The sequence below is a fragment of the Algoriphagus winogradskyi genome, from assembly GCF_900182815.1.
Classification (GTDB): Bacteria; Bacteroidota; Bacteroidia; order Cytophagales; family Cyclobacteriaceae; genus Algoriphagus; species Algoriphagus winogradskyi.
On record NZ_FXUA01000003.1, the window covers coordinates 555,643 to 580,601 of the forward strand.

Below are 24,959 nucleotides of genomic sequence, written 5' to 3' on the forward strand. Positions count from 1 at the left end.
GAAGAATCTGCATTTTTAATAATTTGAACACAAACTACCACCTGTATGAAAAAACATCTACTATTTATTCTAATTACCGTCTTTTCATTGAATCTTGGTTTTGCTCAGAGCCTAGATTTGAGCAAAATGACAAAAAAAGACGGATTCATTCCTTTTTATATAGATGAAGAAAAAGGTAAAATCTATCTTGAAATTGACAAACTTGAATGGGAATTCCTATATGTAAACTCCCTGACAGCCGGTATTGGCTCTAACGATATCGGGCTGGATCGTGGTCAACTAGGAGACACTAGGATTGTCGAATTCAGAAAGTCTGGAAATAAACTTTTTATGGTTCACAAGAACTATGATTTCAGAGCTTATTCTGACAACCCTGCCGAGGTGCAATCCATTAGAGATGCCTTTGCAGAATCTATAATATGGGGATTTGAGATCGCTCAGAAAGATGGAGACAAGCTGATCGTCGATGCTACAAATTTCTACCTGCAAGACACGCATGGGGTAGCAGAAACCTTGAGCAGAAGTCGCCAGGGCTCTTTCCGTCCAGATGCTAGCAGATCTGGGTTGTACTATCCAATGACAAAAAATTTCCCTCAAAATACCGAGGTGGAAATGACAATTACACTAACTGGACAAGCCACTGGTAGCAACCTAAGGTCTGTGACTCCGAGTCCTGATGCAGTAACAGTGCGGCAGCGACACTCATTTATTGAGCTTCCTGATGATAACTATCAGCCGCGTGAATTTGACCCTAGAGCTGGCTTTGGAAGCATTTCTTACATGGATTTCACTACACCGATCTCCGAGCCTATTATGAAAAAATTCATAGCAAGGCACCGGCTGGAAAAGAAGGACCCAACTGCTGCAAAGTCTGAGGCTGTAGAGCCAATTGTCTATTACCTTGATCGCGGCACTCCTGAGCCGGTAGCGTCAGCATTGATAGAAGGAGGAAACTGGTGGAATCAAGCCTTCGAGGCAGCAGGGTTTATCGATGCATTTCGAGTGGAACTAGCACCGGAAGGCATGGACTTAATGGATGTTCGATACAATGTAATTCAGTGGGTTCACCGATCCACGCGGGGCTGGTCCTACGGAGCCAGTGTACGTGACCCACGTACTGGAGAGATTTTAAAGGGTCATGTTTCACTTGGTTCACTGCGAGTGAGACAGGATTATTTGATTGCACAAGGACTTTTGCAGCCATTTGAAGATGGGGCTCCAGCCAATCCTGAAATGCTAGAGCTTGCCGTTGCCAGATTAAAGCAGCTGTCTGCTCATGAGATCGGCCACACAATCGGTTTGGCACACAGCTATGCTACTTCCGCTGACAATCGCTCTTCCGTAATGGATTATCCTTATCCATTGATTACTGAGACAGCAAATGGAGAGCTGGATCTGAGCAATGCTTATGATGACAAAATCGGCGATTGGGATAAGTGGGCTATTAAATATGGGTATGCTGTCACTCCTGCAGGTCAGGATGAAGCTACATTTCTTAAGAAAACATTAGAAGACACCTATGAGGCTGGGCATCAATTCATCACAGATTCCGACTCCCGGAATCCAAGTGGAGCACACCCAACCTCGCACCTTTGGGACAACGGTTCATCTGCTTCTGACGAATTAATGAGAATGCTGAAATTGAGAGAAAATCGTATGAAAAGCTTTGGCTTAAATGCCATTCCTGAAGGTCAGCCTACAGCACTTTTGGAGGAAGTATTCGTGCCTCTTTATTTGATGCACAGATTCCAGATTGAAGCCACAAGTAAGCTTCTGGGTGGTGTGGACTATCGATACAAGGTGAAAGGCGACAACCAGCCAACTCATGGTTGGGTAAATTCTGCGCAGCAAAAAGAGGCTCTGGAAGCTCTACTAGTCAATATTTCCCCAGAGCAGCTTCGGGTGCCGGATCATATTTTGAAATTAATCCCTCCTAGACCGTTTGGTTATGGAAGAAATAGAGAGACGTTCGTTTCACGAGTGAGCCCAATCTTCGATCCTATTGCTCCAGCAGAAACCATCGTTGATTTGACATTTTCTTTCTTGCTAGATGGAGCTAGAGTAAACCGCGTTTATCTACAACATTTACAGCAAAGTAATCTTTTTGGGCTTAACGATATGTTGACAAGTATTGAGAAGCAGGTTTTCAATAACTACACAGCCGAAGACATTAACCTTGAGATAATCCTAATGACTCAAGCAAAATATGTAGATCATTTGATTGTATTAGCTAAAAATGCGGATGTCTCCAATACCATCAGAGCAATCGCCAGAGGGAGGTTAAGGGAGCTTACTGCTAATGGTCGGCTATTATTAGGGGCAAATCCTAGAGCCCAGCACCAAGCTTACTTAGCCGAAAAAATAACTGCATTTCTAGACCTACCGGAAGAACTTATTACTCAACAAACCTTGAAAGCTCCAGATGGCTCTCCTATTGGTATGTCAGAAATGAGTTGTGATTTTGAATACTAATTTTCCCATGAAACAAATTTCCTATAAAAGCCGACATCATGTCGGCTTTTATTGCAATAAGGCATTGAACACGAGATAGATAAAGATTATATTGGAATTTTAAAACTGATATTTTTATGGGAGAATCTAAAAAGAGGTGTTTTGTTGTGATGGGTTTTGGTACCAAAACCGATTATGTAAGTGGGAGAAAGCTAGATCTAAATAAGTCCTATAAATACCTTATCAAACCTGTAGTTGAATCCAAAGGGATTGAATGTGTGAGGGCAGATGAAATTTTACACTCCGGCTCCATAGATGTGCAAATGTACAAGGAGCTCTTAATGGCAGACTTAGTCATTGCTGATCTTTCTACCGCCAACAGTAATGCAATCTATGAACTCGGGATCAGGCATGCTTTGCGTCCATATACCACAATTGTCGTTGCTGAAGATAAACTTGCTTATCCTTTTGATTTAAATCACATCCTAATTAACAGCTACAACCATCTCGGTGATGCCATTGATATTGAAGAGGCGGAACGGTTTAAAGAAGGACTGGGAAAGCAAATAGATGCTGTAATCAACAAAGAAGAGTCCGATAGTCCCGTTTACACCTATTTAAATTCTTTGATTCCTCCTAAAATAAAAGAAGCATTGGATGAAACTGTTGAAAAGGTAAAAAACCCTGATATTCAACCTAATGAAACAGGAAAGGCATTATCCAAGATTATCCAAGATGCGGAAGATTTGATCGAGCAAAAAGATTTTGATAAAGCAAAACTCCTCTTTCAAACTGCAATAGTCCTGGCCAACATGAATAATTCACAGCCAGACACGTATTTGACACATAGATTGGCATTTACAACTTATAAGGCCGCCAAACCTGACTTAATCAGTTCCCTATATGAATCAATGAGGCTTCTTCAATCAATCAATTTAGCTCATACTAACGACCCAGAAACCGTATCCTTGGCTGGTGCAATTGAAAAGAAATTATATGAAAATGGAGAAGGCGAAAACCACTTAGATGAGGCTCTCCTATACTTTTTGAGGAGTTATTACACTTTAAATAATAGATACAATGGAATAAATCTAGCTCTTACTTATGTCTACAGAGCAAATTCTGGACTTGCTACAAGCAAAAATGAAAAAATCACTGACTTGGTGATGGCGAAAAGAACCTGGTCTAGAATTCTCTATCTATGTGATCGCGATTGGCCAATAGTATTAGCAAAAGAACAAAATGATGCGGTAAATTTGAATGCAAACACCAAAGAATCCCAAGAATTACAAGATTACTACAATACTCAAAAATTCTGGATATCTGTAAACCGGGCCGAGGCCTATTTTGGACTAGGCCAATTTGAAAACTATCAGAAAAACAAAGAGCTTGCAAAAAATATCCCTCATCCTACTTGGATGTGGGAAAGCTTTACCGAGCAAATAGGTAAATTAGCTGTAGGATTGACCAAAGCAGGTCATTTTATGGAACCTTCTTGGAAAGCCCCTGTTTAGATAGCCAAACTATTTTAGATTTATGAATAACCCTTTATTGGCAACTTTTGCCACCCCATTTGATACCGCTCCTTTTGATCAAATCACTCCAAAACACTTTCTCCCAGCTATAAAATCAGCAATCGCTGAAGCAAAAGAAGATATTTCAAAGATTAAAGCGGAAGCATTACCAACCTTTGAAAATACGATTGAAGCTCTTGATGGCTCCGGTAAGCGTCTGGGTATTATTGCTGGTATATTTTTCAACCTAAATTCTGCTGAAACCAATGAAGAAATTCAATCCTTAGCTCGGGAAATCTCTCCACTTCTAACCGAACATGGTAACGATATTTTACTTGATCAAGCACTTTTTCAGCGCGTAGCACAGGTTTTTGAGCAAAAGGACGGGTTGAAATTATCTCCTGAGCAAGTGACTTTGCTAGATAAAACTTATAAATCCTTCGTGAGAAATGGTGCTAAGCTAAAGGGAGAAAAAGCTGATCAATTAAGAAAAATTGATCAGGAATTAGCTCAAAACTCCTTGAAGTTTGGTGAAAACGTACTGGCTGAGACAAACAAATATGTTCATATAGTAGATCTGGAATCTGATCTGGAAGGTCTGCCAGAAGGAATCAAGGAGGCTGCTGCACAAATAGCTGAAGAAAAAGGCGAGGCTGGCAAATGGGCATTTACGCTGGACTATCCAAGCTATATCCCTGCAATGACCTATGCAAAAAACAGAGCTTTACGAGAAACGCTCTTTATGGCAAATGGGACGAAATGTGCCAAAGGCGATGAACTGGATAATCAGGAAATCATAAAGAAAATCTTGAAGCTTCGACATGATAGAGCTGTACTTTTAGGTTATAAAAGCCATGCTGATTTCGTACTAGAGGAGCGAATGGCAAAAAGCCCAAGTCAAGTCATTTCATTTTTGGATTCATTATTGGAAAAAGCCAAACCTAAAGGCAAAGCAGAAATTAAAGAGTTGGAAGCTTTTGCCAAGGAACTTGATGGCCTTGAAGAGTTGAAGAAATGGGATTTCGCCTATTATTCCGAGCTTTTGAAAAAAGAAAAATACTCACTTGATGATGAGCTTTTAAGACCATATTTCCAATTAGAGAAAGTAATTGAAGGGGTATTTCAAACTGCCGAGAAACTTTTTGGAATAACGTTCACCCCGAGAACCGACATACCAGTTTACCATAAAGACGTTACAGCTTATGAAGTGACAGACAAGGAAGGAAAATACCTTTCGGTCTTTTATGCAGACTTCTTCCCACGTCCAGGTAAAAGAAACGGCGCTTGGATGACTAGCTATAAGGGACAAAGTATAAAGGAGGGTCAGGATATTCGTCCACATGTTTCTATTGTCTGCAACTTTACCAAACCAACTAAGTCAAAACCTAGTTTATTGACATTCAATGAAGTGACTACCCTTTTCCATGAATTTGGACATGCGCTTCACGGCATGATGGCCAAAGGAAGCTATGAATCGCTTTCCGGTACGAGTGTATTTTGGGACTTTGTAGAATTACCTTCTCAGATTTTCGAAAACTGGTGTTATGAAAAAGAATGTTTGGACCAATTTGCGAAGCATTATGAAACTGGAGAAAAGATCCCAGAAGATCTAATTGAGAAAATCAAAAAGGCTTCAAACTTCCAGCAGGGCTATCAGACGTTAAGGCAAATTAGCTTTGGACTTCTAGACATGGCCTATCATAGTAAGGATCCGAGTGAGATCACAAGCATTCGAGACTTTGAGGAACAAGTGATGAAGCCTACCGACTTACTTCCTAAGGTGCCAGGAACTTTGATGAGCACATCATTTTCTCACATTTTCCAAGGCGGATATTCTTCTGGGTATTATAGCTACAAATGGGCAGAAGTACTTGATGCAGATGCGTTTGAATTGTTTCAGGAGAAAGGTGTATTTGACAAGGCTACGGCAGATTCTTTTGTAAAAAACATATTGTCTGCCGGAGGTAGTGAGCATCCGTCTGTTCTCTACAAGAGATTCCGTGGAAGAGAACCAAAACAAGATGCCTTGTTGAAAAGGGCAGGATTGATTTCAGAATAATTTGCTTTCTTTACTTCAACATATGTTGTAAAGATATTTTAATATGATTATCCGCAATGATGCGCGTCACATTAGATTCTTTGCTTAATAGATAGGGAGATCGAACCTTTGGCAACGCTCAGCACAAGTGACCGAAGACCGAAGTAGCCTCAATTATTAAGTTTAACATATCTTACATTGCTTTTGCCGCCTGAGTGGTAGAAAAGCGGATATACCTATATATTAATTTCAAAATCCAACCCTTGATGGAAATTTCAAGTAAAAAACTACCTACATACCTTCGGGCGCTATCAGTAATGATTTTCATTATTGTATTAGTTTTCTTTTTGATTGTAGGAAAAAGCTTGCTAGTCCCTTTATTCATGGGCGGGTTCTTTGCGATTTTGTTTACACCACTTTCTATGTGGCTTGAGTCTAAAAAAGTCCCTAGGACGCTCTCATGCATCACATCACTATTAGTAATGATTGCCATAGTCGGTGGTCTACTGACCTTTATTATCGGGAATGTGGCGAGTTTCACCAAGGATTTTGATGATGTCTCTGGACGACTCACGGATTATGCTGAGGATATAGATCAATGGTCCGTAGAAACATTTTCCGTAGATCCAGAATTGAGCGAAAAAGCAAATACTGATTACCTAAAAAACGTGCTGACCAAAAACAGTTCTAGCATAGGGGACTTTGCCATGAACGCTGTCGGATCACTTACCGGACTGGTTTTGATCCCTGTTTTCATGTTCTTCTTTCTACTATACCGGAATCATCTGACCAACGTGATCATTCACATCTATCGAGATAAAGATCCTGAATTGGTTAAAATGCGCATTGTCAGCTTACGGAAAGTGATTTTAAATTACATAGTAGGCGTGGTCAAAGTGATGGGAATTCTGGCCATACTTAATATCACCGCATTTTCTTTACTCGGAATTAAGCACGCTGTGTTCTTCGGTACACTAGGTGCTATATTGAATATTATCCCCTATGTAGGGCCTTTCTTCGGTGCCATGCTACCGATGATTTATTCCTTTCTTACTAAAGACAGTTTGTTTTACCCTGCAGGTGTTCTTGTCAGTTATCAAATAATTCAGATGATAGAAGGTAATTTTCTGACACCAAAAATTGTGGGAGGGAATGTCAACTTAAATGCATTCATCACTTTTCTTGGGCTGATAATCGGTGGTACAATTTGGGGAGTGGCAGGAATGATTTTGGTTATTCCAGCAATGGCCATATTACGTGAAATATTTGATTTAAGTGAGTCCACACGGCCATTTGCACTTTTACTTGGTGAGGAAAAGGATGAAGAAAAAATAGAAGAGATAGAAGATGAAAACAACGCTTAAAACACTTTTGCTTCTTATTACGATAGGAACAACACTTTCCTGTGATTCAGACGAGAGCAAAAAAGGTAGATTTCTGCTAAAAGGGAATGAGAAAATGGAAGAAAATGACCCTAAAGGAGCCATGGAATTCTATGCAGAAGCGCTTGAAATGGATTCTACTTATGCTGAAGCTTATTACAATAAGGCACTTGCCCATATTCAGCTAAATCAATTGACAGCAAGTATTCAGGATCTCAGTTTAGCAATCAAATTTAAACCTGGATATTATGATGCTATTTTCCAAAGAGGCTTAAGCTACCTCGACAATGGCGAGTTTTATAACGCTAGAGAAGATGCCAAGCAGCTAATCTCTCTTGACAATAAAAATTGGAGAAGCTACTTTTTAACTGGCTTAGTTGAAGAAAAACTAACCAATTTCCCGGAGGCACTAGCGGCATTTGGAGAGGCATCGAAACTCAATCCCGAAAACTCGGACTTGCTCGTAAACCAGGCAACAATCCTATATTACCAGAAAGATTTTGAAGCTGCCAAAAAGATTTTAAGCAAAGCCACAACGGTCAATCCCTTAGAACCCAATCTTCATAATTTGCAATCAATGATCCTTTTTGATGAACAAAATTATGCAGGAGCATTGGATGCTGTGGAAAAAGCGATTTCTCTCGATAAGAGTCAACCTTATTTCTACAATAACAAAGGGCTATATCTCCTGTTTCTAGATCAAAAAGAAGAAGGTTTGAACCTGATTAACCAAAGTATACAAATGGATCCAACCAATCCTTTTGCTTTCAGAAATAAAGGGATCTACTATGTAATGGAAGGAGACAAAGTTTCTGCCTTGCAGTATTTAGTGGAATTGAGCCAAAATTATCCAGATATGGACTTGGTGGAAGAATATTTAGAGAAGGCTCAGGCGCTCTGATTTCGCTCAAAAATAACTTCTTGAATAATTTTCTGCAGCTCTGAAGCATCAATAGGCTTAGCTACAAAACCGTCAAAATCACACTCTTTTATTCTGTCTTTTATTTCAAGCTTAGCAGCCGCAGTAAGTGCTATGACTGGTGCTTCGGAGATTTTTTTGATCGCTAAGGTTGCATCAAAACCGTCCATTTCAGGCATTTGAATATCCATCAAAATGCAATCAAAATTGGTATGCTTTACAGCATTAACCGCTTCTAAGCCATTTGTTACTCGCTCGTAGGTGAAGCCCCACTTATTAATAATTTTACCAAGAACTAATGCATTCACATCATTATCCTCAGCCATTAATAAATGAAGGGATGAATTTTGGTAGCCATATCCCTTAGTAAGTGTAGGTTTCTCCAGCTGCATTTCCGAAATCTCGAATTCTAATTCAAAGTAGAATTTACTTCCTTCGTTTATTACAGAATCAAGCCCAATTTCTCCTCCCATCAGATTCAATAGCTTCCTTGTGATAGAAAGCCCTAGGCCAGTTCCGCCATATTTTGTACTAAAGGTTGGCCTTACTTGATCGAAATCATCAAATATTTTATCCTGATGTTCAGGCGCTATACCTATCCCGTTATCACTAACTTCAAAGTATACTCTTGCTTTACCATTTCTTCTTTCGGTCAAACTAACATTAACCTTTACTTCTCCTTCATTTGTGAATTTGAGGGCATTAGTAATAAGATTATTTAAGATTTGAGAAAGCCGGGTTTTATCTCCAGACACCGTGATATCCAACCCTTCGGAAAGCTTGACTTCCAATTTATTTTTACTGTCTCTAGCATGAAATGTCAAGCCTTTGATTATTTGATTGACAAAGGAACTGAGATGGAAAGGTGCTTTTTCTATTGTTAGTTTACCTGCTTCTATTTTCTGAAAATCCAGCAGATCATTGATCATAATGATCAGATTATCCACTGCAAAATTGATCGTATCTAACTCGGATTTTTGATGGACTTGCGGATGATCATGAATTAAGGAATATGTAGAACCTGAAATTGCATTCAATGGCGTACGAAGTTCATGACTAATCATGGAAAGGAAATCAGATTTGATCTGATTAGCCTTTTCGGCTGCCTTCCTTGATTCGTCCAAGGTTGATTCAAACTCCTTCTGACTACTGATATCTGTCAAATATCCATACCAAACCATATCTCCATTCTCGAGAACTTGTGGTCTGGCAGCTCCCAGAATCCAGCGATAATCTTCAGATTTAGGATCAGCCTTTACTCTGAATTGACATTGCCATGGTTCAACTTTTTTAGCTGAAGCAATTGAACTCATGATGACCTGAGGCAGGTCAACTGGATGAACACGAGAAATTGCCATAGAAATATCTGAAAAATTCTCAAGCTCCTCTGCTTTTAAGCCTAATACCTGTGCTATCCCTTTGGATAAAAATGAAAAATTCATTTTCCCGTCTGAATCCATCACCAATTGATACAATCCACCTGGAACTTGTTCAGTTAGGTTAATCAAGAAATTGCTACTGTCCTCCAGATTCTTCTCCAATAGAACTTTTTCAGAAATATTTTTAAATGATAGCAAAACATACTGAATCCCGTCCACTTTAAGCTGCTTTGAGGCAATTTCAAGGTTCAGTGGAGAACCGGAGGAAATAGTAAGGATGGTATAAAAACGATGAATTTTATGGTCAGATACTGCACTACTCAACCAATTCCCCCATTGAAGAGGATCATCAAACAACCCTTGCACCTCACTTAAATGATGTATTTTTTTTTCACCAGAATATCCAAAAAGGCTCATCGCTTCGGTATTTGAAAGAAATACCTCTCCACTTGGCTTAAGCACTAATTGAGGATCTGGAGATTCTAGTAAAAACTGTTGAAATTCTTGAGTAGTGGGTAAGCCTTGTTTCCTAACTTGTTCGCCTTTATAAAAAAGAAAATAGTTTGTTGAGCTATCCTGGGGAAGTTCAATCTGGAAATTATACTCATTTCCATCATGACTTAGTTCTAAGGTTTCTTTGAAAATAAAACTACTAATGTCCAACCCCAACCCAACGAGACTCCTATCTGTCAAATTTGCCCCAATTTGATCTTCAAAAGCTTTATTGGTATAAAAAATAGGATAAGGGAAGGTATCATCGGCAAGAAACACCATCTCGGATGACTCGTAAATAAGTTTCTTGAATGTACTGTTAATTCCTCTTTCCTGCATTGAAATGGTGCTTACTTAGCTTGAGCTATGATCTTGATAAAACCATAATTCGTTGGGATGACTAATTATGACGTAAACATACAGCAATTTGTATTTCGTAGCAAACTATTTGATTTATAAATACATTTATTTGACATTATTTTAAGGATCGGCCAACTAGATAAATCACTACTCTTTACAAGTACTGCTTAGTTTAATCCAAAAATTAGATTTACTAGAATTAGTTAGACAAAAAAAAGCCGTAACAATTCTGTTACGGCTTTGAAATTATTAGCGAATATTATTAGGCTTTGGCTTTGATCAGGTTTAGTGCTGATCCGGCTTTAAACCATTCTATCTGTCCTTCATTGTAAGTATGATTTACTTGGATAGTATCAGAAGACCCATCTGAATGGTTTAGCACTACTTGCAATTGCTTACCTGGAGCAAAAGTAGTCAGGCCAAGAATATCTATAGAATCATTTTCCTGAACCAAGTCATAGTCAGCTGGATTAGCAAACGTCAATCCTAACATACCTTGCTTCTTCAAGTTAGTTTCGTGAATTCTCGCGAAAGATTTCACCAAGATAGCTCGTACACCAAGGAATCTAGGTTCCATTGCCGCATGCTCTCTAGAAGAACCTTCTCCATAGTTTTCGTCACCTACAACGATAGAACCGATTCCATTTGCTTTATAATCTCTCTGCGTTGCTGGAACTTCACCATATACTCCAGTCAACTGATTCTTCACGGAGTTAGTAGCATCAGTGTAAGCATTAACAGCCCCAATAAGCATGTTATTGGAGATATTATCTAAGTGACCTCTGTATCTCAACCATGGTCCAGCCATAGAAATATGATCTGTTGTACACTTTCCTTTTGCTTTGATGAGGAGTTTTAGACCTTTCAGATCTGTACCTTCCCATGGCTTAAAGGAATCAAGCAATTGAAGACGATCTGAAGTTGGACTCACAACAACCGTGACATTAGATCCATCTTCTGCTGGCTGCTGGTAACCAGCATCTTCCACTGCAAAACCTTTAGTAGGTAGCTCAAGTCCGCTTGGCTCATCCAACATCACAGACACCCCCTCTTCATTCACTAGACTATCTGTCATAGGATTGAATGTCAAATCTCCCGCGATTGCCAATGCGGTCACGATCTCAGGAGACGCTACGAAAGAGTGAGTGTTTGGATTTCCATCCGCACGCTTTGCAAAGTTTCTGTTGAAGGATGTGATAATAGAATTTTTCTCTTGTTTCTCAGCTCCATGACGAGCCCACTGTCCGATACAAGGTCCACAAGCATTTGCAAGAACTACTCCGCCCATTTGACCGAAAGTATCCAAGAAACCATCTCTATCAACGGTGAATCTCACCTGCTCAGACCCTGGAGTGATTGTATATTCAGATTTAGCAACAAGCTTTTTATCTACTGCTTGCTGAGCAAGTGATGCAGCTCTTGAAATATCCTCGTAAGAAGAGTTCGTACACGAGCCGATCAAACCAACTTCCAATTTTGCTGGCCAGCCGTTTTCTTTCACAGCAGCAGCAAATTTAGAAATAGGCCAAGCCAAATCAGGAGTGAATGGTCCATTCACATGAGGCTCCAATTCAGAAAGGTTGATCTCGATTACTTCGTCGAAGTAAGTAGCAGGATTAGCATAAACCTCGTCATCACCAGTAAGGTGTTCAGCGATTCCATTTGCCAATTCAGCGACATCAGCTCTTTCTGTTGATGCTAAGTAAGCAGCTGACTTTTCATCGTATCCAAAGATTGAAGTAGTTGCCCCGATCTCAGCCCCCATGTTACAGATAGTGCCTTTTCCAGTAGCAGAAAGTGACTTAGCGCCATCCCCAAAATATTCAACGATTGCTCCGGTTCCACCTTTTACAGTTAGAATTCCAGCTACTTTCAAAATCACATCTTTGGCCGAAGTCCAGCCAGAAAGTTTACCGGTAAGTTTTACTCCGATCAACTTAGGGAATTTCAGTTCCCAAGGAAGTCCTGCCATTACATCACATGCATCTGCTCCCCCGACACCGATAGCTACCATTCCTAGACCACCAGCATTAGGCGTATGAGAATCCGTACCTATCATCATTCCACCGGGAAATGCATAATTTTCTAAAACTACCTGGTGAATAATACCTGCTCCTGGTTTCCAGAAACCAAGACCATATTTATTAGAAACAGAAGCCAAGAAATCATAAACTTCCTTGTTTTTGTCTTTTGCTTTGGTCAAATCCTGAACTGCACCTACTTCAGCCTGGATCAAGTGATCACAGTGTACAGTAGAAGGCACTGCTACTTGACTTTTGCCAGCTTGCATAAACTGCAGCAAAGCCATCTGTGCTGTAGCATCTTGCATTGCAACCCTATCTGGTTGAAAATCAACATAAGAAACACCACGGTCATATGCCTGTGAAGCGGCACCTTCGCTTAGGTGTGCATAAAGAATCTTTTCAGTCAAAGTAAGTGGACGCCCCACAGCCTTACGAGCTGCTTCGATACGCTCAGGGTATCTGGCATACACCTTTTTGATCATTTCAATATCAAAAGCCATTGTATAGGGATTTTTTTGTTTGGTAAAAGTTTCGATTTTAACGACTGCAAATATAGGAAGTTAGCCCAATAATCTGTAACCATTTACCCAGTGTAAAGTATCCTTTTCCTTATTTAAAACCATTTTAGCTTTGCTTTAAATCATAGTACTTTAATAGTATTGCTTAATTTTAAGTCAAATAGTAAATAGAAGGATGAAATTTCGAAAAACAGAAGGATAGATTTCGAAAAGGAAATAAATCTCAGCTATAATTATAGTCAGATAATATTTACTTTGCGTCAACAACTAAATATTTGAATGGAGTTTATTCTCAATCCATTTTCAGTAACGCTTATTATTTCCGGATTACTTGTAGGAGCACTGTCAATTTATATCTCCGTCAAGGTAGAAGGATCTACGAGGTGGATTGCACTTACCATGCTTTGCGCGTCTATTTGGGGTTTTTTCTATGGTCTCGAACTTAGCGTGTCTACTCGGGAAGCCATATTGATTTTTATTAAACTTGAATACTTAGGAATCTCATTTTTAGGTGCCTTTTGGCTAATTTTTAGCTTGATTTACACCAGTTTTAGGACAAAATATTATCGCATTTTGCTAGTCTTAATCCTGTTGATTCCTATCCTGACTTATGTCATGGTACTGACCAATGAGTCGCATCGCCTCTTCTATAAATCAATTACGATTATTGAATCTGGCGCGCTCTCGATAGCCAACATCGAAATAGGGCCATGGTACATTGTCAATTTAATTTATACTTACATTGTATATTTACTTGGAAGCTTGATAATCTGGAGAAGATTCCGATTTTCTGATCAGCTTTTCAAAACTCAAACTAGACTCATGTTATTAGCAGGAATTTTTCCGCTGATATTTAATCTTGTTTACCAAACCCACCTATTCAGACCATTTGAAGTTATAGATTTAACTCCTTATGCATTTTTGGTCACCTACTTAGTTTTGGGATTTGCTATCCTAAAACACCAACTTTTCAGCTTGAAACCGATTGCTCGTACCAAAGTGATTGAGGCCATTACAAAAGGTGTTTTGGTCTTAGATTCCCAAACCCAAATTGTAGATTTCAACCCAGCTTTCTTAACCTTTCCTGAAATAGGAAGCAAGGCGAAAATTGCCCTAAAAGCGGAGGAGATTTTCGAAAATAGTCTCGATATCCTCAAATTGATCAACGAAGGGGAGGCCAATATCATCGAGACCACGACCGGATCCAATAAAAATATGAAAGTCTTCAAAATAGAAGCCATTCCACTTTTAGACAAGAAAACAGTAAATAGTGGCTTAGTATTACTTTTTGATGACATTACAGAACAAAAATCCATCAACCAAACTTTAAAAACCCAAAAGCAAGAACTTCAGCAACTAAATGAATTAAAGGACAAATATTTCAGTATTATTTCGCATGATCTTAAAGGACCAATTTTCGGTATCAAGGAACTGATCCACCTGACTAATTCAGGAATGGTCGCACAAGATGAATTTATGAGTATGCTGCCAGAAGTTTCCAGAAACATGGAACAGGTTGCAATGCTATTAGAAAATCTTTTAGCTTGGTCTAGCTCTCAGCTAAAAGGAGGTGAAATGGTAAAGCCCCAGGAATTTGATATTCATAAAATCCTGGAGCAGCAAAAGAGTATTTTGGAACGAATAGCTAATGAAAAGCATATAGAAATTGAAATAAAAGCCAACGCAAACGCAAAGGTCATCGCAGATAAAAACATGATTGAATTAGCACTCAGAAACATAATGAGTAACTCAATTAAGTTTTCCAAGAAAGGAGGAAAAATCAAAATCTCCACTCACGATGAATTAGGCTTAGTAAAGATTTGCATTGAAGATTACGGAAAAGGAATTTCCTCCGAAAATCTTGCGAAAATAAATGAAGGAATATCCTTTACTACAGTAGGAGAAAACAATGAGTCTGGAACTGGGCTCGGCCTTATTTTAGTAAAGGAATATATTCAAAAAAATCATGGGTCAGTCGAAGTTTCTTCACAGCAAGGAAAGGGCACCAAATTCTGCATCAAACTCCCCAAAAGTCAAGAGGATAAACTCTTATAATGACAAAAGAAAAGCCATTGTATCTACCTCATCAGCGTACTCCCATGGCTCAGGAGTTTGCGCATCACCAAAAGGCACAAGACCATTTCCATTGCCTACTACACATTGAATTTTTTCTTTCAATCCATCCAATTTTTTCGCCAATTGCTCCTCATTTGAATAAACTTCGTAAAAAAGAACTGCTATGGGAGATACCAAATCCTCACTTTCCTTGAGGAGCAAAAATCCATTATCAAGATGATCTTCCAGATTGACTAGATATATAGATTTGTTGTAATCATAATTGTTATGGTACTTGTGATGCGTCCCAACCGATGCATAAATCTCCAATGCTCCAAGCAAATCTTGGAGTTGATCTATAGATTTTACATAGATTTTTGAAACGTTTCTGCAGCCTAGTCCATAATATTGAAAAATATCCTTTCCTAAATTGACGTAATCCTCAGTGGTTTCACTCCCTTTCAAAACAGCTACAGAGGTTCTGTTCTGACGGATAACATGTGGATATTTCCCAAAATAGTAATTGAAATAGCGAGATGAATTATCACTGCCAGTTGCGATATAAGCATCCATTCCCTTTAGCATTTCTTCTATGCGAACTTGCAACTCAAATCTAGCCTCAATTTCAAATAGCTTTTTCAAGAGCCATTTCATGAATATTTCATCAGAGGAACTTAACTTAATAACAGCTAGATGACCTGAAAGAATCACACACATTAGGTCATGAAACCCCACTCCAGGAATGTTTCCCGCCAGCATTAAGCCAATTGATTTTGGATTTTCAATCTCCTTCAACTCATAGATAGAAAGCCATGCGTCTAACTTTTCAGGTGCGAGCATAAAAGCAATTCCCTCAAGGGCTGACTCCATGGATTCTTTTGTAAACCAGTTATTATTATTCTCAGCTCTCCACAGCAGCTCATCCTTCTCTTCGAGGCTTAAGTTGACTATAGCTTCTCCTAGTTTGACAAATGCAGATATACGTTCAGCTGGCTTCATAATATAGATTTAAAGAGGCAAATTTAGCCTTTTTGCAAAGAAGCAACCGTAGAATTGAATTAAATTAGTTAGTGTGACAACTTTTTTATTGCCTTACAGTTTTAAGGTTATTACTTTTGGACTTTAAATAATTGAAGTTATGGCTATAATGATTACCGACGAATGCATCAACTGTGGTGCATGCGAACCAGAATGCCCAAACACTGCGATCTATGAAGGTGGCGTAGAGTGGACTTGGGGAGGCGGTACTACTTTAAATGAAGTGACATTAGAAGACGGTACTGTAATAGATGCAAATGAAAAACAAGAGCCGGTTTCAGACGAATTCTACTACATTGTTACAGATAAATGCACCGAGTGCAATGGCTTTCACGAAGAGCCACAGTGTGCGGCGGTATGTCCTGTAGATTGCTGCGTAGACGACCCTGACCACCGCGAAACCGAGGAGGCTTTATTGGCTAAAAAAGCCTTGATGCACGGCGAATAAGCAGATTCACACCAAAATATTCTTTAAACTTCAGAGGGTTTTAACCTAATTATCCTACTTATTGGATAAAATAAAGAAGGTCTGGCTTGAAAACTCAGTTCTAAATGTTTTATCTTGGATTGAATTTTAAACAACCTTATACTTATAACATAAAGAATTGTGGACGATCAAAGAGGCTATGACAGAGAGGAGATTTTCTCCAAAAAAGTAAAAGCGGGCAAAAGAACGTATTTTTTCGACGTTAAATCTACTCGCTCAAATGATTATTACTTGACTATTACTGAAAGTAAGAGAAAGGTAAACGGAGAAAATTTTACGTATGAAAAGCATAAGATCTTTCTCTATAAAGAAGATTTCTTCAAATTCGTGGAAGCACTAAATGAATCTGTTGATTACGTTAAAAATGACCTTCTTCCAGATGTAGATTTCGAGCAGTATGAGAAAGAAGAGTCTGAATATAATGATGAACTGAAGTGGGAATAAATTGACTGGATTCATCAGTTTTATAGTTTCAATATAGAGAAATGGTATATTAGAGGAGGCAGATTTGTCTCCTTTTCTTATTTCAGAATATGCAGCGATTTTTCATTTATCTCATTTTATCCATTGCGGTATTCTTGCTGTTTGGTTGGTATTTCTCAAACATCACGCTTTACCTGATCATTTCCTTGATACTAGCAGCACTCCTGCGACCATTAACTAATCAATTAAATGATTTCCACCTCTTAGGACAGCATATTCCTAGATGGTCAGCTATTCTCTTATCCTACTCAGCGATAATTCTTTTAATAGTATTACTAAGCTTTCTATTTTTCCCACTTATTAATAACCAAATAATCATCCTCAGTGAACTAGATTTGGACGGCATTTATGAGCAAGTCCAGCTTCCGGTGGGTAGAGTGGAAGGTTTTCTTTTGAGGCACGAATTATTGGAAGGTCAACCCGGCTACTTATTTGGCAGCTTGAAGACAAGTATGATAGAAATGATCAAAGAATTTGACTTCACTTCATTTATTGGCGGCGTAATAAATACTACAAGTAGTCTTTTTATTGGCACGATGGCTATTGCCTTTATCAGTTTTTTCCTTCTTCTGGAAAATGGCTTACTGCGTAGAAATCTATTGAATTTGATTCCAAACCCTTATTTTGAACTTTCAGTAGCGACATTCACAAAAGTAGAAAAGCTGTTATCAAATTACCTTTCAGGGCTATTATTGCAAATGCTGGCCATTTTCTCATTAGCTAGTTTTGGGCTCACCATTATGGGTGTGGAGTATGCGTTGACTATCGCTCTATTTGCAGCTGTAGCAAATCTCATTCCCTACGCAGGTCCACTATTAGGTGCGTTATTCGGTATTATTGTGGGGATTTCTTCAGGAACTTTTGAAACAAACACCGAATTAAATTACCTAATAATCAAGATCCTTTCAGTCTTTGGCCTCGTTCAGATTACTGACAACATATTTCTGCAGCCATTGATATTTTCTAAATCTGTAAAAGCACATCCCCTTGAAATATTTGTTGTTATCTTTGCCGGGGCAAAAATCGCCGGAGTAGTCGGGATGATTTTTGCTATACCGGTTTATACGATCTTTAGAGTGTTTATTTTAGAGTTCTATAAAGGGTATAAATCATACAGAATATTTCAAATAAAATAATTAATTAATGGCATTACAATGTGGCATTGTTGGACTTCCAAACGTTGGGAAATCCACTCTGTTTAATGCGCTTTCGAGTGCGAAAGCTGAGGCAGCAAACTTCCCTTTTTGCACGATTGAGCCGAATGTGGGTGTTGTTACTGTTCCAGACAAAAGACTGCAAATCCTTGAAGAACTTGTGAATCCAAACAGAGTTCTTCCTACAGTGATTGAATTCGTCGATATTGCTGGGCTTGTAAAAGGTGCCAGCAAAGGAGAAGGTCTGGGGAACAAATTTCTTGCAAATATACGCGAAGTCGATGCTATTATTCACGTAATAAGATGCTTTGACGATGAAAACATCGTCCACGTAGCTGGAGGAGTAGACCCGATATTTGATAAGGAAGTAATTGATACTGAGCTTCAATTGAAAGATTTGGAATCAGTAGATAAGAAAATCCAGAAAACAGAAAAAGTAGCTAAAGCTGGTGATGCAAAAGCAAAAAAAGAATTGGAAACTCTTTTGCAATTCAAACAAGCACTTACCAATGGCAAGAATGCTAGATCTGTCGATGTAGAAAAAGAGGACTTGGAAGCAGTTCGGGATTTACATTTGCTTACTATCAAACCTGTGATCTATGTGGCGAATGTAGATGAAGAAAGTTTGCAGGCGGGCAACCAGTATGTAGATAAGCTGAAGGAAGAAGTGAAAGATGAAAATGCGGAAGTAATCATCCTATGTGCGGCAATAGAAGCTCAAATCGCAGAATTTGATGACCCGGAAGAGAAGGAAATGTTCTTGGGTGAATACGGTTTGGAAGAAAGCGGATTAAACAAATTAATCAGTGGTGCGTACTCATTATTAGACCTGATCACTTATTTCACAGCTGGTGTACAAGAGGTCAGAGCCTGGACCATCAAAAAAGGTTGGAAAGCTCCTGCAGCAGCTGGAGTAATTCATACAGATTTTGAAAGAGGGTTCATCAAAGCTGAAGTGATCAAATTACCTGAATATCAGAAATTCAAGACTGAAGCAGCATGTAGAGAAAATGGAAAAATAGCTATCGAGGGCAAAGAATACGTAGTTCAAGATGGTGACATTATGCATTTTAGGTTCAATGTGTAACATATTCTCAAAAAAATTGATAATTTTGTAATTGCTTATTCACCCAATACGTTACAATTTTATCTTATTTATTGTCTCATTTTATTTTTAATTTACCGTGAGAGTTAGACTAATATTTTCCCTAAAAAACAAGGGTTCTTACCTGCCTTTTCACCACCAGTATATTCTGGCACAATTCCTTAAAGGACTTATTGTGAAAGGTGGAAGAGAAGAGTTTTACAACTATAACTACTTCAATTTCTCCGGTCTGAAAGGCCAGACTAAAGTAAGTAGAAGTGGATTGCACTACTATTCCAGTTTAGTAACCCTAGTATTATCTTCACAAAGTGAAGACTTCATGGACTATCTGCTAGAGCAGGTTTTTGCCACCCCAAAAATCGAACTTGGCAACCTAATTATGGTCCCTGAGTACACTGAAATTGAAGTTGAACCAGTTTTGGAGACATCAAACAAGTTTGTTTGTATTTCCCCATTGGTATTGATCACTCCTGCCTTCAACGAGGAAGCAGGTAAGCGCTTCATTAGTCCGGATAGCGATGAGTTCTCCGATTTACTTTACGAATCTACGCTTACCAGAATGGAAAGATCTGGCTGGTACACTCCTGAGCAAATGGAAACCTTCTACAAATTCCAGGTAGTTCCTGATATGGTTTATGTGAATAAACTTAAGGAAGCTCAGAAGAAATTTGCTAGAATCTATGCCGTTTACGACATGGATGTAAAATATGAAGTGAGAGGATACACGCTTCCAATCACCTTATATGCTGCTCCTGAAGTTCAGGACTTCGTGTTCAAATGTGGTCTAGGAGCGTTTACTCACAAAGGTTTTGGAATGCTAGATTTGGCTAATCATCCAGCTGGTCCGAGAACTACAACATACAAATTCAAAAGAGAAGGTTTTGTGCCTTACAAGCCAAGTGAGCGCGTTCGCGAGAATGTCGCACCACCTGCAGATGAAGACAAAGAATCAACTTCTGAAGAATCATAAAAAAATCCCTTCCGTATTTCGGAAGGGATTTTTCTTTTAGAGCCTGCGGCGATTTGGGTGTAGATAAATATAGCCCACCAGCTGATCGTAACGTGACCCTAAGTTTCTAAAATAAACCAATACTTCATATTCATTTTCAGTTTCAAAATAACTGCCTTCAAAGGGCTTTGTGTCAAATGCTCCATTTCTCAAATAGGCATATTGGTAATCATACCATCCTTGTTTCACTAAAAGGGAGGTAGTGTAAACACTCATTTTTGGATCCCATTCCATTTTTGCTTCAGGCGCTTTTCCCCAATTTGTCAGTGAACCTAATAAGTAAACTGGGTCAGAATCTTCAGCGATAGCCAATCTAAAAGTCATCAGCATGTATTCACTTTCTATTTCAGGATTTCCGCCCGGTCGATCTTTCGTTTCAATTATATATTGGCCATTCAGATCCAAATACTGAGAGTATGCAGTTTCTGGACGAGGCTTATTGATATTTCCGTCTGCAAAAATCACATCCGGCTCTACTCGCATATTAGCTATGTTTACCCCATTAGCCCTGATGAATCTCAAGTCAACGAAGCGGAATTCATTACCCGCATCAAAAGTATTCCCTCCGTCAAATGACTCGTACCTCAAAACTTTGGAACTCTCATTCATAAAGGTTGGCTTAGCCAAAAATTTCGCATTGTCCCATCGTTGATTTTGGCGAATGAGAACTTTTATCTGGCCATCTGGATTGGTAACCTCCCCTGCCGAATAATTCACCACCACATTGATCTGTTGAGATGTATTTCGAGCTGCTGTTTGAGAAGGCGGGACAATGGATGCTCCTACTCGGAAAGTCTCCTCGTAAATCATGAATCGCTTGGTCAGAATCACATCTGACTCGTCGCGTTGCCGGTAAACTTTAATTATATAATTTCCAGATTTTGTGACTCGGGGAAGTTCAAATCGGTAATGAATATATGGGATCCTCGTATTAACCGAATACTCGTAATCCTGAATGTTAAACTCGTTGAAGGTGGGCGAAAAGTCGTTGTCTTTCAACTGTGACTTCTGCCAATCTGCATCGCAATGAATCAATTTGGCAGTGTACAATTCAGGATCAAAGGCTAAATCATCAAATAGTAAAACCAATGGCTTTTCTGATCTCAAAGGGATTACTGGTGCATCAATCGAAGCATCAAAAGTCTCGCCCGCCGGAAACAAACGAACTGATTGAATGTGGTCTTTGTATACTTTATCCTCCAGTTGCTGCGCAAAAAGGTGGAAAACAGCTGATATGCTAAATAAAAAACTTAAAAAAAGGGATTTGGTCTTCATTCTGAAAAATAGGCAAAATGAAGACCAAATCTAAAATTTACTAAGAAAGGACTTCCTGAAGGTTGGAAATTTTGTCTACCAAAACCTCCCATTTCTCATTTGATTCTTTGAGATTAGCTTGAATCCCTTGATAGTTTTCTTGAACTTCCTGAGCTTCCTCTTCTCTGGAGTATAGATCCGGGTCAGCCATTTTACGCTCCAAACCCAACTTTTTCTCCTCCAACTTTTCCACCTCCTTTTCAACTCGCTCCAATTCTTCCTCCAGTTTTCTCAAGTCTTTTTTGGCTTGTTGCGCCTCAGGGTTATTAACAGGAGCCTTCGCTTTTGGCTGTTCTTTTTTCTCTGGCTTTTGGACGGCCTGCACAGGTACAGGCGCTTGCTTTTCTCGCCAAGCCTCATATTCCGCATAAGTGCCCAAGTATTCCTTGATCTCATGATTCTCTATGTACCAAATCTTATTTGCCACACCTCTAATAAAATGTCTATCGTGAGATACGGTTACAAATGTCCCCTCATATTGCTGAAGTGCCTGAATCAAAATATTCACCGACTGAAAATCCAGGTGGTTAGTAGGCTCATCAAGAAGTAGGAAGTTAGATTCTGAGATCAAAGTTTTCGCTAGCGCAACTCTCGACTTTTCCCCTCCGGAAAGCACTTTGATCTTTTTGAATACTTCCTCATTAGTGAATAAAAAGCATCCTAAAACTCCACGAAGCTCCATCTCGGATTTTGCGCTTCCGGCCTGAGCCATTTCCTGCAAAATCTCATTATCCAGGGTCAATGCTTCCAATTGATGCTGCGCAAAGAAAGATTTGATGACATTATAGCCTTCAGTTCTTCCTTTTATATCTTTTTCAGAACCATCAATGATTCTGAGCAAAGTTGATTTCCCCTTACCATTCGCTCCGATCAAAGCAATTTTATCACCTCGCTCGATTCTAGCAGTAGTATTTTTCAGAATAACATTATCTCCGTATGCCTTCGAAATGTTATCCAAAGTGATCACATCCCGACCTGATTGCTTTGAGAACTTGAATTTAAAATTCACAGAAACCTCATCACTCACCACCTCATGCACACGATCCAATCTATCCAAAGCTTTGATTCTAGACTGAACTTGGTTGGATTTAGTCGCTTTGGCACGGAAACGCTCGATGAACTTCTCCGTCTGCTTGATCATCTGCTGCTGATTTTCGTAGGCATTCTGCTGAATCTCCATCCGCTCCACTTTCTCAGCCTTATAAAAAGAATAATTTCCAGCATAAAGCGTCAGCGTATTACTCGCCACTTCCACAGTACTACTAATGCAATTATCCAAAAAAGTCTGATCGTGGGAAACGACAATCACTGCACCCTCATAGTTCTTCATGTAGTTTTCTACCCATTCGATAGAAGGGAGATCCAAGTGGTTGGTAGGCTCATCCAGCATGAGTAAGGAAGGTTTTTCAAGCAAAAGCTTAGCAAGCATCACACGCATTCTCCATCCTCCCGAAAAAGTCCTGAGCGGTTTGTTCAAATCTGCAGACTTGAAACCAATTCCTTCCAGTACTTCCTCTGCCTTAGCTTTGATTGTATAGCCTTCATTCGCCTCAAATCTTTCCTGAAGAAATGCCAATCTATTGATCATCTCATCGGAATAATCCGTTTCCATCTTTTTCAAGATTTCATCGATCTCATCTTGGAGTGCCAATGTTTCCTTGAACGCAGCCAAGGCCACATTCAAAATACTATCGTCTGACTGGTATGAAAGTAAATCCTGATTCAAAAACCCTATAGTACAATCCTTTGCCTTTTGAACTTCTCCAGAACTCGGCTGATAGTCACCGTTGATAATTTTCAACAGCGTGGATTTACCTGTACCATTTTGACCTACAAGTCCAATTTTGTCCTTTGGTTTGATATGCAAATTGGCATTTTCGTAGAGCGGGCGCCCTCCGATGAAGTAAGAGAGATTGGAAATCGATAACATGGCGCAAAATTAACCATTAACCCGCTTATAACCTTTTCATTCCCAAACATTCTGAATGTTTCTTAACTTACTATATCAAAGAAATTTCCAATTATGTACTATCAATCTAAATATTCAACTCTCCTAGCAATAGGAATCACCTTATTCTCTTTTGGTTGTGAACAAAATCAGAAAGCTGAAGCTCAGAGTTTTAAAACGCCAAATAGTGCAAATAAAATTGACATAAGCAACGCAAAAGCAGAGGTACAACTTGACAGAATCAAGTTGCCTGAGAATTTTAAAATCGATGTATGGGCAGCTGAAATTCCGAATGCAAGAGAGATGGCAATCTCTGAAGAAGGGGTTGTATTCGTAGGAAGCAGGCAAGAAGGTAATGTGTATGCGGTCATTGATGAAGATGGTGACGGAAAAGCCGACACCAAATTCATAGTAGCAGAGGGCCTGCAAATGCCAAATGGAGTGGCATACAAAGATGATGATCTTTATGTAGCTGAAGTGAGTAGAATTATCCGTTTTAAAGACATTTTAAACAATTTAAATGCACCAAATTTTGAGGTTGTCTATGATGAATATCCCACAGAAACTCATCACGGATGGAAATTCATAGACTTTGGACCTGATGGCATGCTATATATTCCAGTTGGAGCTCCATGCAATATTTGTGAGTCAGAGGATGAAATTTTCGCAACTATAACCAGATTGGATGTCAATTCTCCAAATCCTACTCCAGAAGTATATGTTCATGGCGTGAGAAATTCCGTAGGATTTGACTGGGATCCGAAGACGGGCGATATGTGGTTTACTGACAATGGTCGTGACATGATGGGAGACGACATTCCTAATTGTGAGTTGAACCATGTCACTGAATCTGGGCAGCATTTCGGTTATCCATACTGGCACGAGGGAACAGTGAAAGACCCAGAGTTTGGCGACAAAGGAGGTCCTGCAAGTGATTATATAGCTCCTGCCGCCAAAATGGGTGCTCACGTCGCTCCACTAGGGTTAAGATTTTATGAAGGGAATATGTTTCCTGCGGAATACAAAAACAAAGTAATTGTTGCCAAACACGGTTCTTGGAATAGAAGCAAAAAATCAGGTTATGTATTGACATCTTTGAATGTTGATGGTTCAACGGCATCTGGTGAACAAGATTTTGCAACCGGATGGCTGGATGAGGAAGCTCAGGAAGCATGGGGTCGTCCAGTGGATGTTCAGGAATTAAAAGATGGTAGTTTGTTAATATCCGATGATATGGCAGGAGTAATTTATAGGGTCACCTACTCAGCAAAATAACTCACAAAAAAGGG

At 39.2% G+C, this 24,959-nt stretch carries 17 protein-coding genes; 12 read left to right on the forward strand and 5 right to left on the reverse strand.

From position 1 onward, the window contains the following. Positions 1–45 precede the first annotated feature (45 nt). From QOL76_RS10825 to QOL76_RS10845, 5 genes are all read left to right on the forward strand, one after another. Positions 46–2,472 carry a zinc-dependent metalloprotease gene (locus QOL76_RS10825; RefSeq protein WP_283412977.1) on the forward strand — a complete coding sequence of 809 codons (2,427 nt, stop codon included), beginning with the start codon at positions 46–48 and terminating at the stop codon, positions 2,470–2,472. A gap of 116 nt (positions 2,473–2,588) precedes the next feature. Further along, complete coding sequence (locus tag QOL76_RS10830; RefSeq protein ID WP_283412978.1) at positions 2,589–3,965, forward strand: tetratricopeptide repeat-containing protein; 1,377 nt, start codon at positions 2,589–2,591, stop codon at positions 3,963–3,965. Between the two features lie 22 nt (positions 3,966–3,987). Then, positions 3,988–6,024: a M3 family metallopeptidase gene (locus QOL76_RS10835; RefSeq protein WP_283412979.1), complete on the forward strand. Its 2,037-nt coding sequence runs from the start codon at positions 3,988–3,990 to the stop codon at positions 6,022–6,024. Positions 6,025–6,269: 245 nt separating this feature from the next. Further along, a complete protein-coding gene (locus QOL76_RS10840) occupies positions 6,270–7,367 on the forward strand; it encodes an AI-2E family transporter (RefSeq protein WP_283412980.1) in 1,098 nt (365 codons plus the stop codon). Continuing rightward, entirely contained in the window at positions 7,351–8,286 is a 936-nt protein-coding gene (locus tag QOL76_RS10845) for a tetratricopeptide repeat protein (protein ID WP_283412981.1), read from the forward strand. The genes QOL76_RS10840 and QOL76_RS10845 overlap by 17 nt, the downstream gene beginning before the upstream one ends. Here QOL76_RS10845 and QOL76_RS10850 read toward each other — a convergent pair. After that, positions 8,274–10,514 (reverse strand): ATP-binding protein, encoded by a 2,241-nt coding sequence (locus tag QOL76_RS10850; protein WP_283412982.1) that lies wholly within the window; start codon positions 10,512–10,514, stop codon positions 8,274–8,276. The genes QOL76_RS10845 and QOL76_RS10850 overlap by 13 nt on opposite strands. 283 nt (positions 10,515–10,797) lie before the next feature. Further along, entirely contained in the window at positions 10,798–13,059 is a 2,262-nt protein-coding gene (locus QOL76_RS10855) for an aconitate hydratase (RefSeq protein ID WP_283412983.1), read from the reverse strand. A gap of 297 nt (positions 13,060–13,356) precedes the next feature. Between QOL76_RS10855 and QOL76_RS10860 the strand changes: the two genes are divergently transcribed. Beyond that, positions 13,357–15,132, forward strand: a complete 1,776-nt coding sequence (locus tag QOL76_RS10860) for a sensor histidine kinase (RefSeq protein ID WP_283412984.1) — start codon at positions 13,357–13,359, stop codon at positions 15,130–15,132. On the opposite strand, the gene QOL76_RS10865 is transcribed toward QOL76_RS10860, so the two are convergent. Next, the gene (locus QOL76_RS10865) at positions 15,127–16,131 is read right to left on the reverse strand and encodes an acyl-CoA reductase (RefSeq protein ID WP_283412985.1); all 1,005 of its coding nucleotides are present in this window, start codon (positions 16,129–16,131) and stop codon (positions 15,127–15,129) included. The genes QOL76_RS10860 and QOL76_RS10865 overlap by 6 nt on opposite strands. Before the next feature lie 139 nt (positions 16,132–16,270). Between QOL76_RS10865 and QOL76_RS10870 the strand changes: the two genes are divergently transcribed. The 5 genes from QOL76_RS10870 to cas6 all read left to right on the forward strand — a co-directional run bounded on the left by QOL76_RS10870 (position 16,271) and on the right by cas6 (position 20,369). Further along, entirely contained in the window at positions 16,271–16,618 is a 348-nt protein-coding gene (locus QOL76_RS10870) for a 4Fe-4S binding protein (RefSeq protein WP_283412986.1), read from the forward strand. Between the two features lie 159 nt (positions 16,619–16,777). After that, positions 16,778–17,101, forward strand: coding sequence for a DUF3276 family protein (locus tag QOL76_RS10875; protein ID WP_091694169.1), 324 nt, complete (start codon positions 16,778–16,780; stop codon positions 17,099–17,101). Positions 17,102–17,190: 89 nt separating this feature from the next. Beyond that, positions 17,191–18,276: an AI-2E family transporter gene (locus tag QOL76_RS10880; RefSeq protein ID WP_283412987.1), complete on the forward strand. Its 1,086-nt coding sequence runs from the start codon at positions 17,191–17,193 to the stop codon at positions 18,274–18,276. 7 nt (positions 18,277–18,283) lie between these two features. Continuing rightward, on the forward strand, positions 18,284–19,381 hold the full coding sequence (ychF, locus tag QOL76_RS10885; protein ID WP_283412988.1) for a redox-regulated ATPase YchF: 1,098 nt from the start codon (positions 18,284–18,286) through the stop codon (positions 19,379–19,381). 97 nt (positions 19,382–19,478) lie between these two features. Then, entirely contained in the window at positions 19,479–20,369 is an 891-nt protein-coding gene (gene cas6, locus QOL76_RS10890) for a CRISPR-associated endoribonuclease Cas6 (RefSeq protein WP_283412989.1), read from the forward strand. Positions 20,370–20,405: 36 nt separating this feature from the next. Here the strand turns inward: cas6 and QOL76_RS10895 are convergent, their stop codons facing one another. Together QOL76_RS10895 and QOL76_RS10900 are read right to left on the reverse strand one after the other, a co-directional pair. Further along, on the reverse strand, positions 20,406–21,683 hold the full coding sequence (locus QOL76_RS10895; protein WP_283412990.1) for a type IX secretion system plug protein: 1,278 nt from the start codon (positions 21,681–21,683) through the stop codon (positions 20,406–20,408). A gap of 40 nt (positions 21,684–21,723) precedes the next feature. Beyond that, a complete protein-coding gene (locus QOL76_RS10900; protein ID WP_283412991.1) occupies positions 21,724–23,652 on the reverse strand; it encodes an ABC-F family ATP-binding cassette domain-containing protein in 1,929 nt (642 codons plus the stop codon). A gap of 93 nt (positions 23,653–23,745) precedes the next feature. On the opposite strand from QOL76_RS10900, the gene QOL76_RS10905 reads away from it, so the two are divergent. After that, the gene (locus QOL76_RS10905; RefSeq protein WP_283412992.1) at positions 23,746–24,945 is read left to right on the forward strand and encodes a PQQ-dependent sugar dehydrogenase; all 1,200 of its coding nucleotides are present in this window, start codon (positions 23,746–23,748) and stop codon (positions 24,943–24,945) included. The last annotated feature ends 14 nt before the right edge of the window (positions 24,946–24,959 follow it).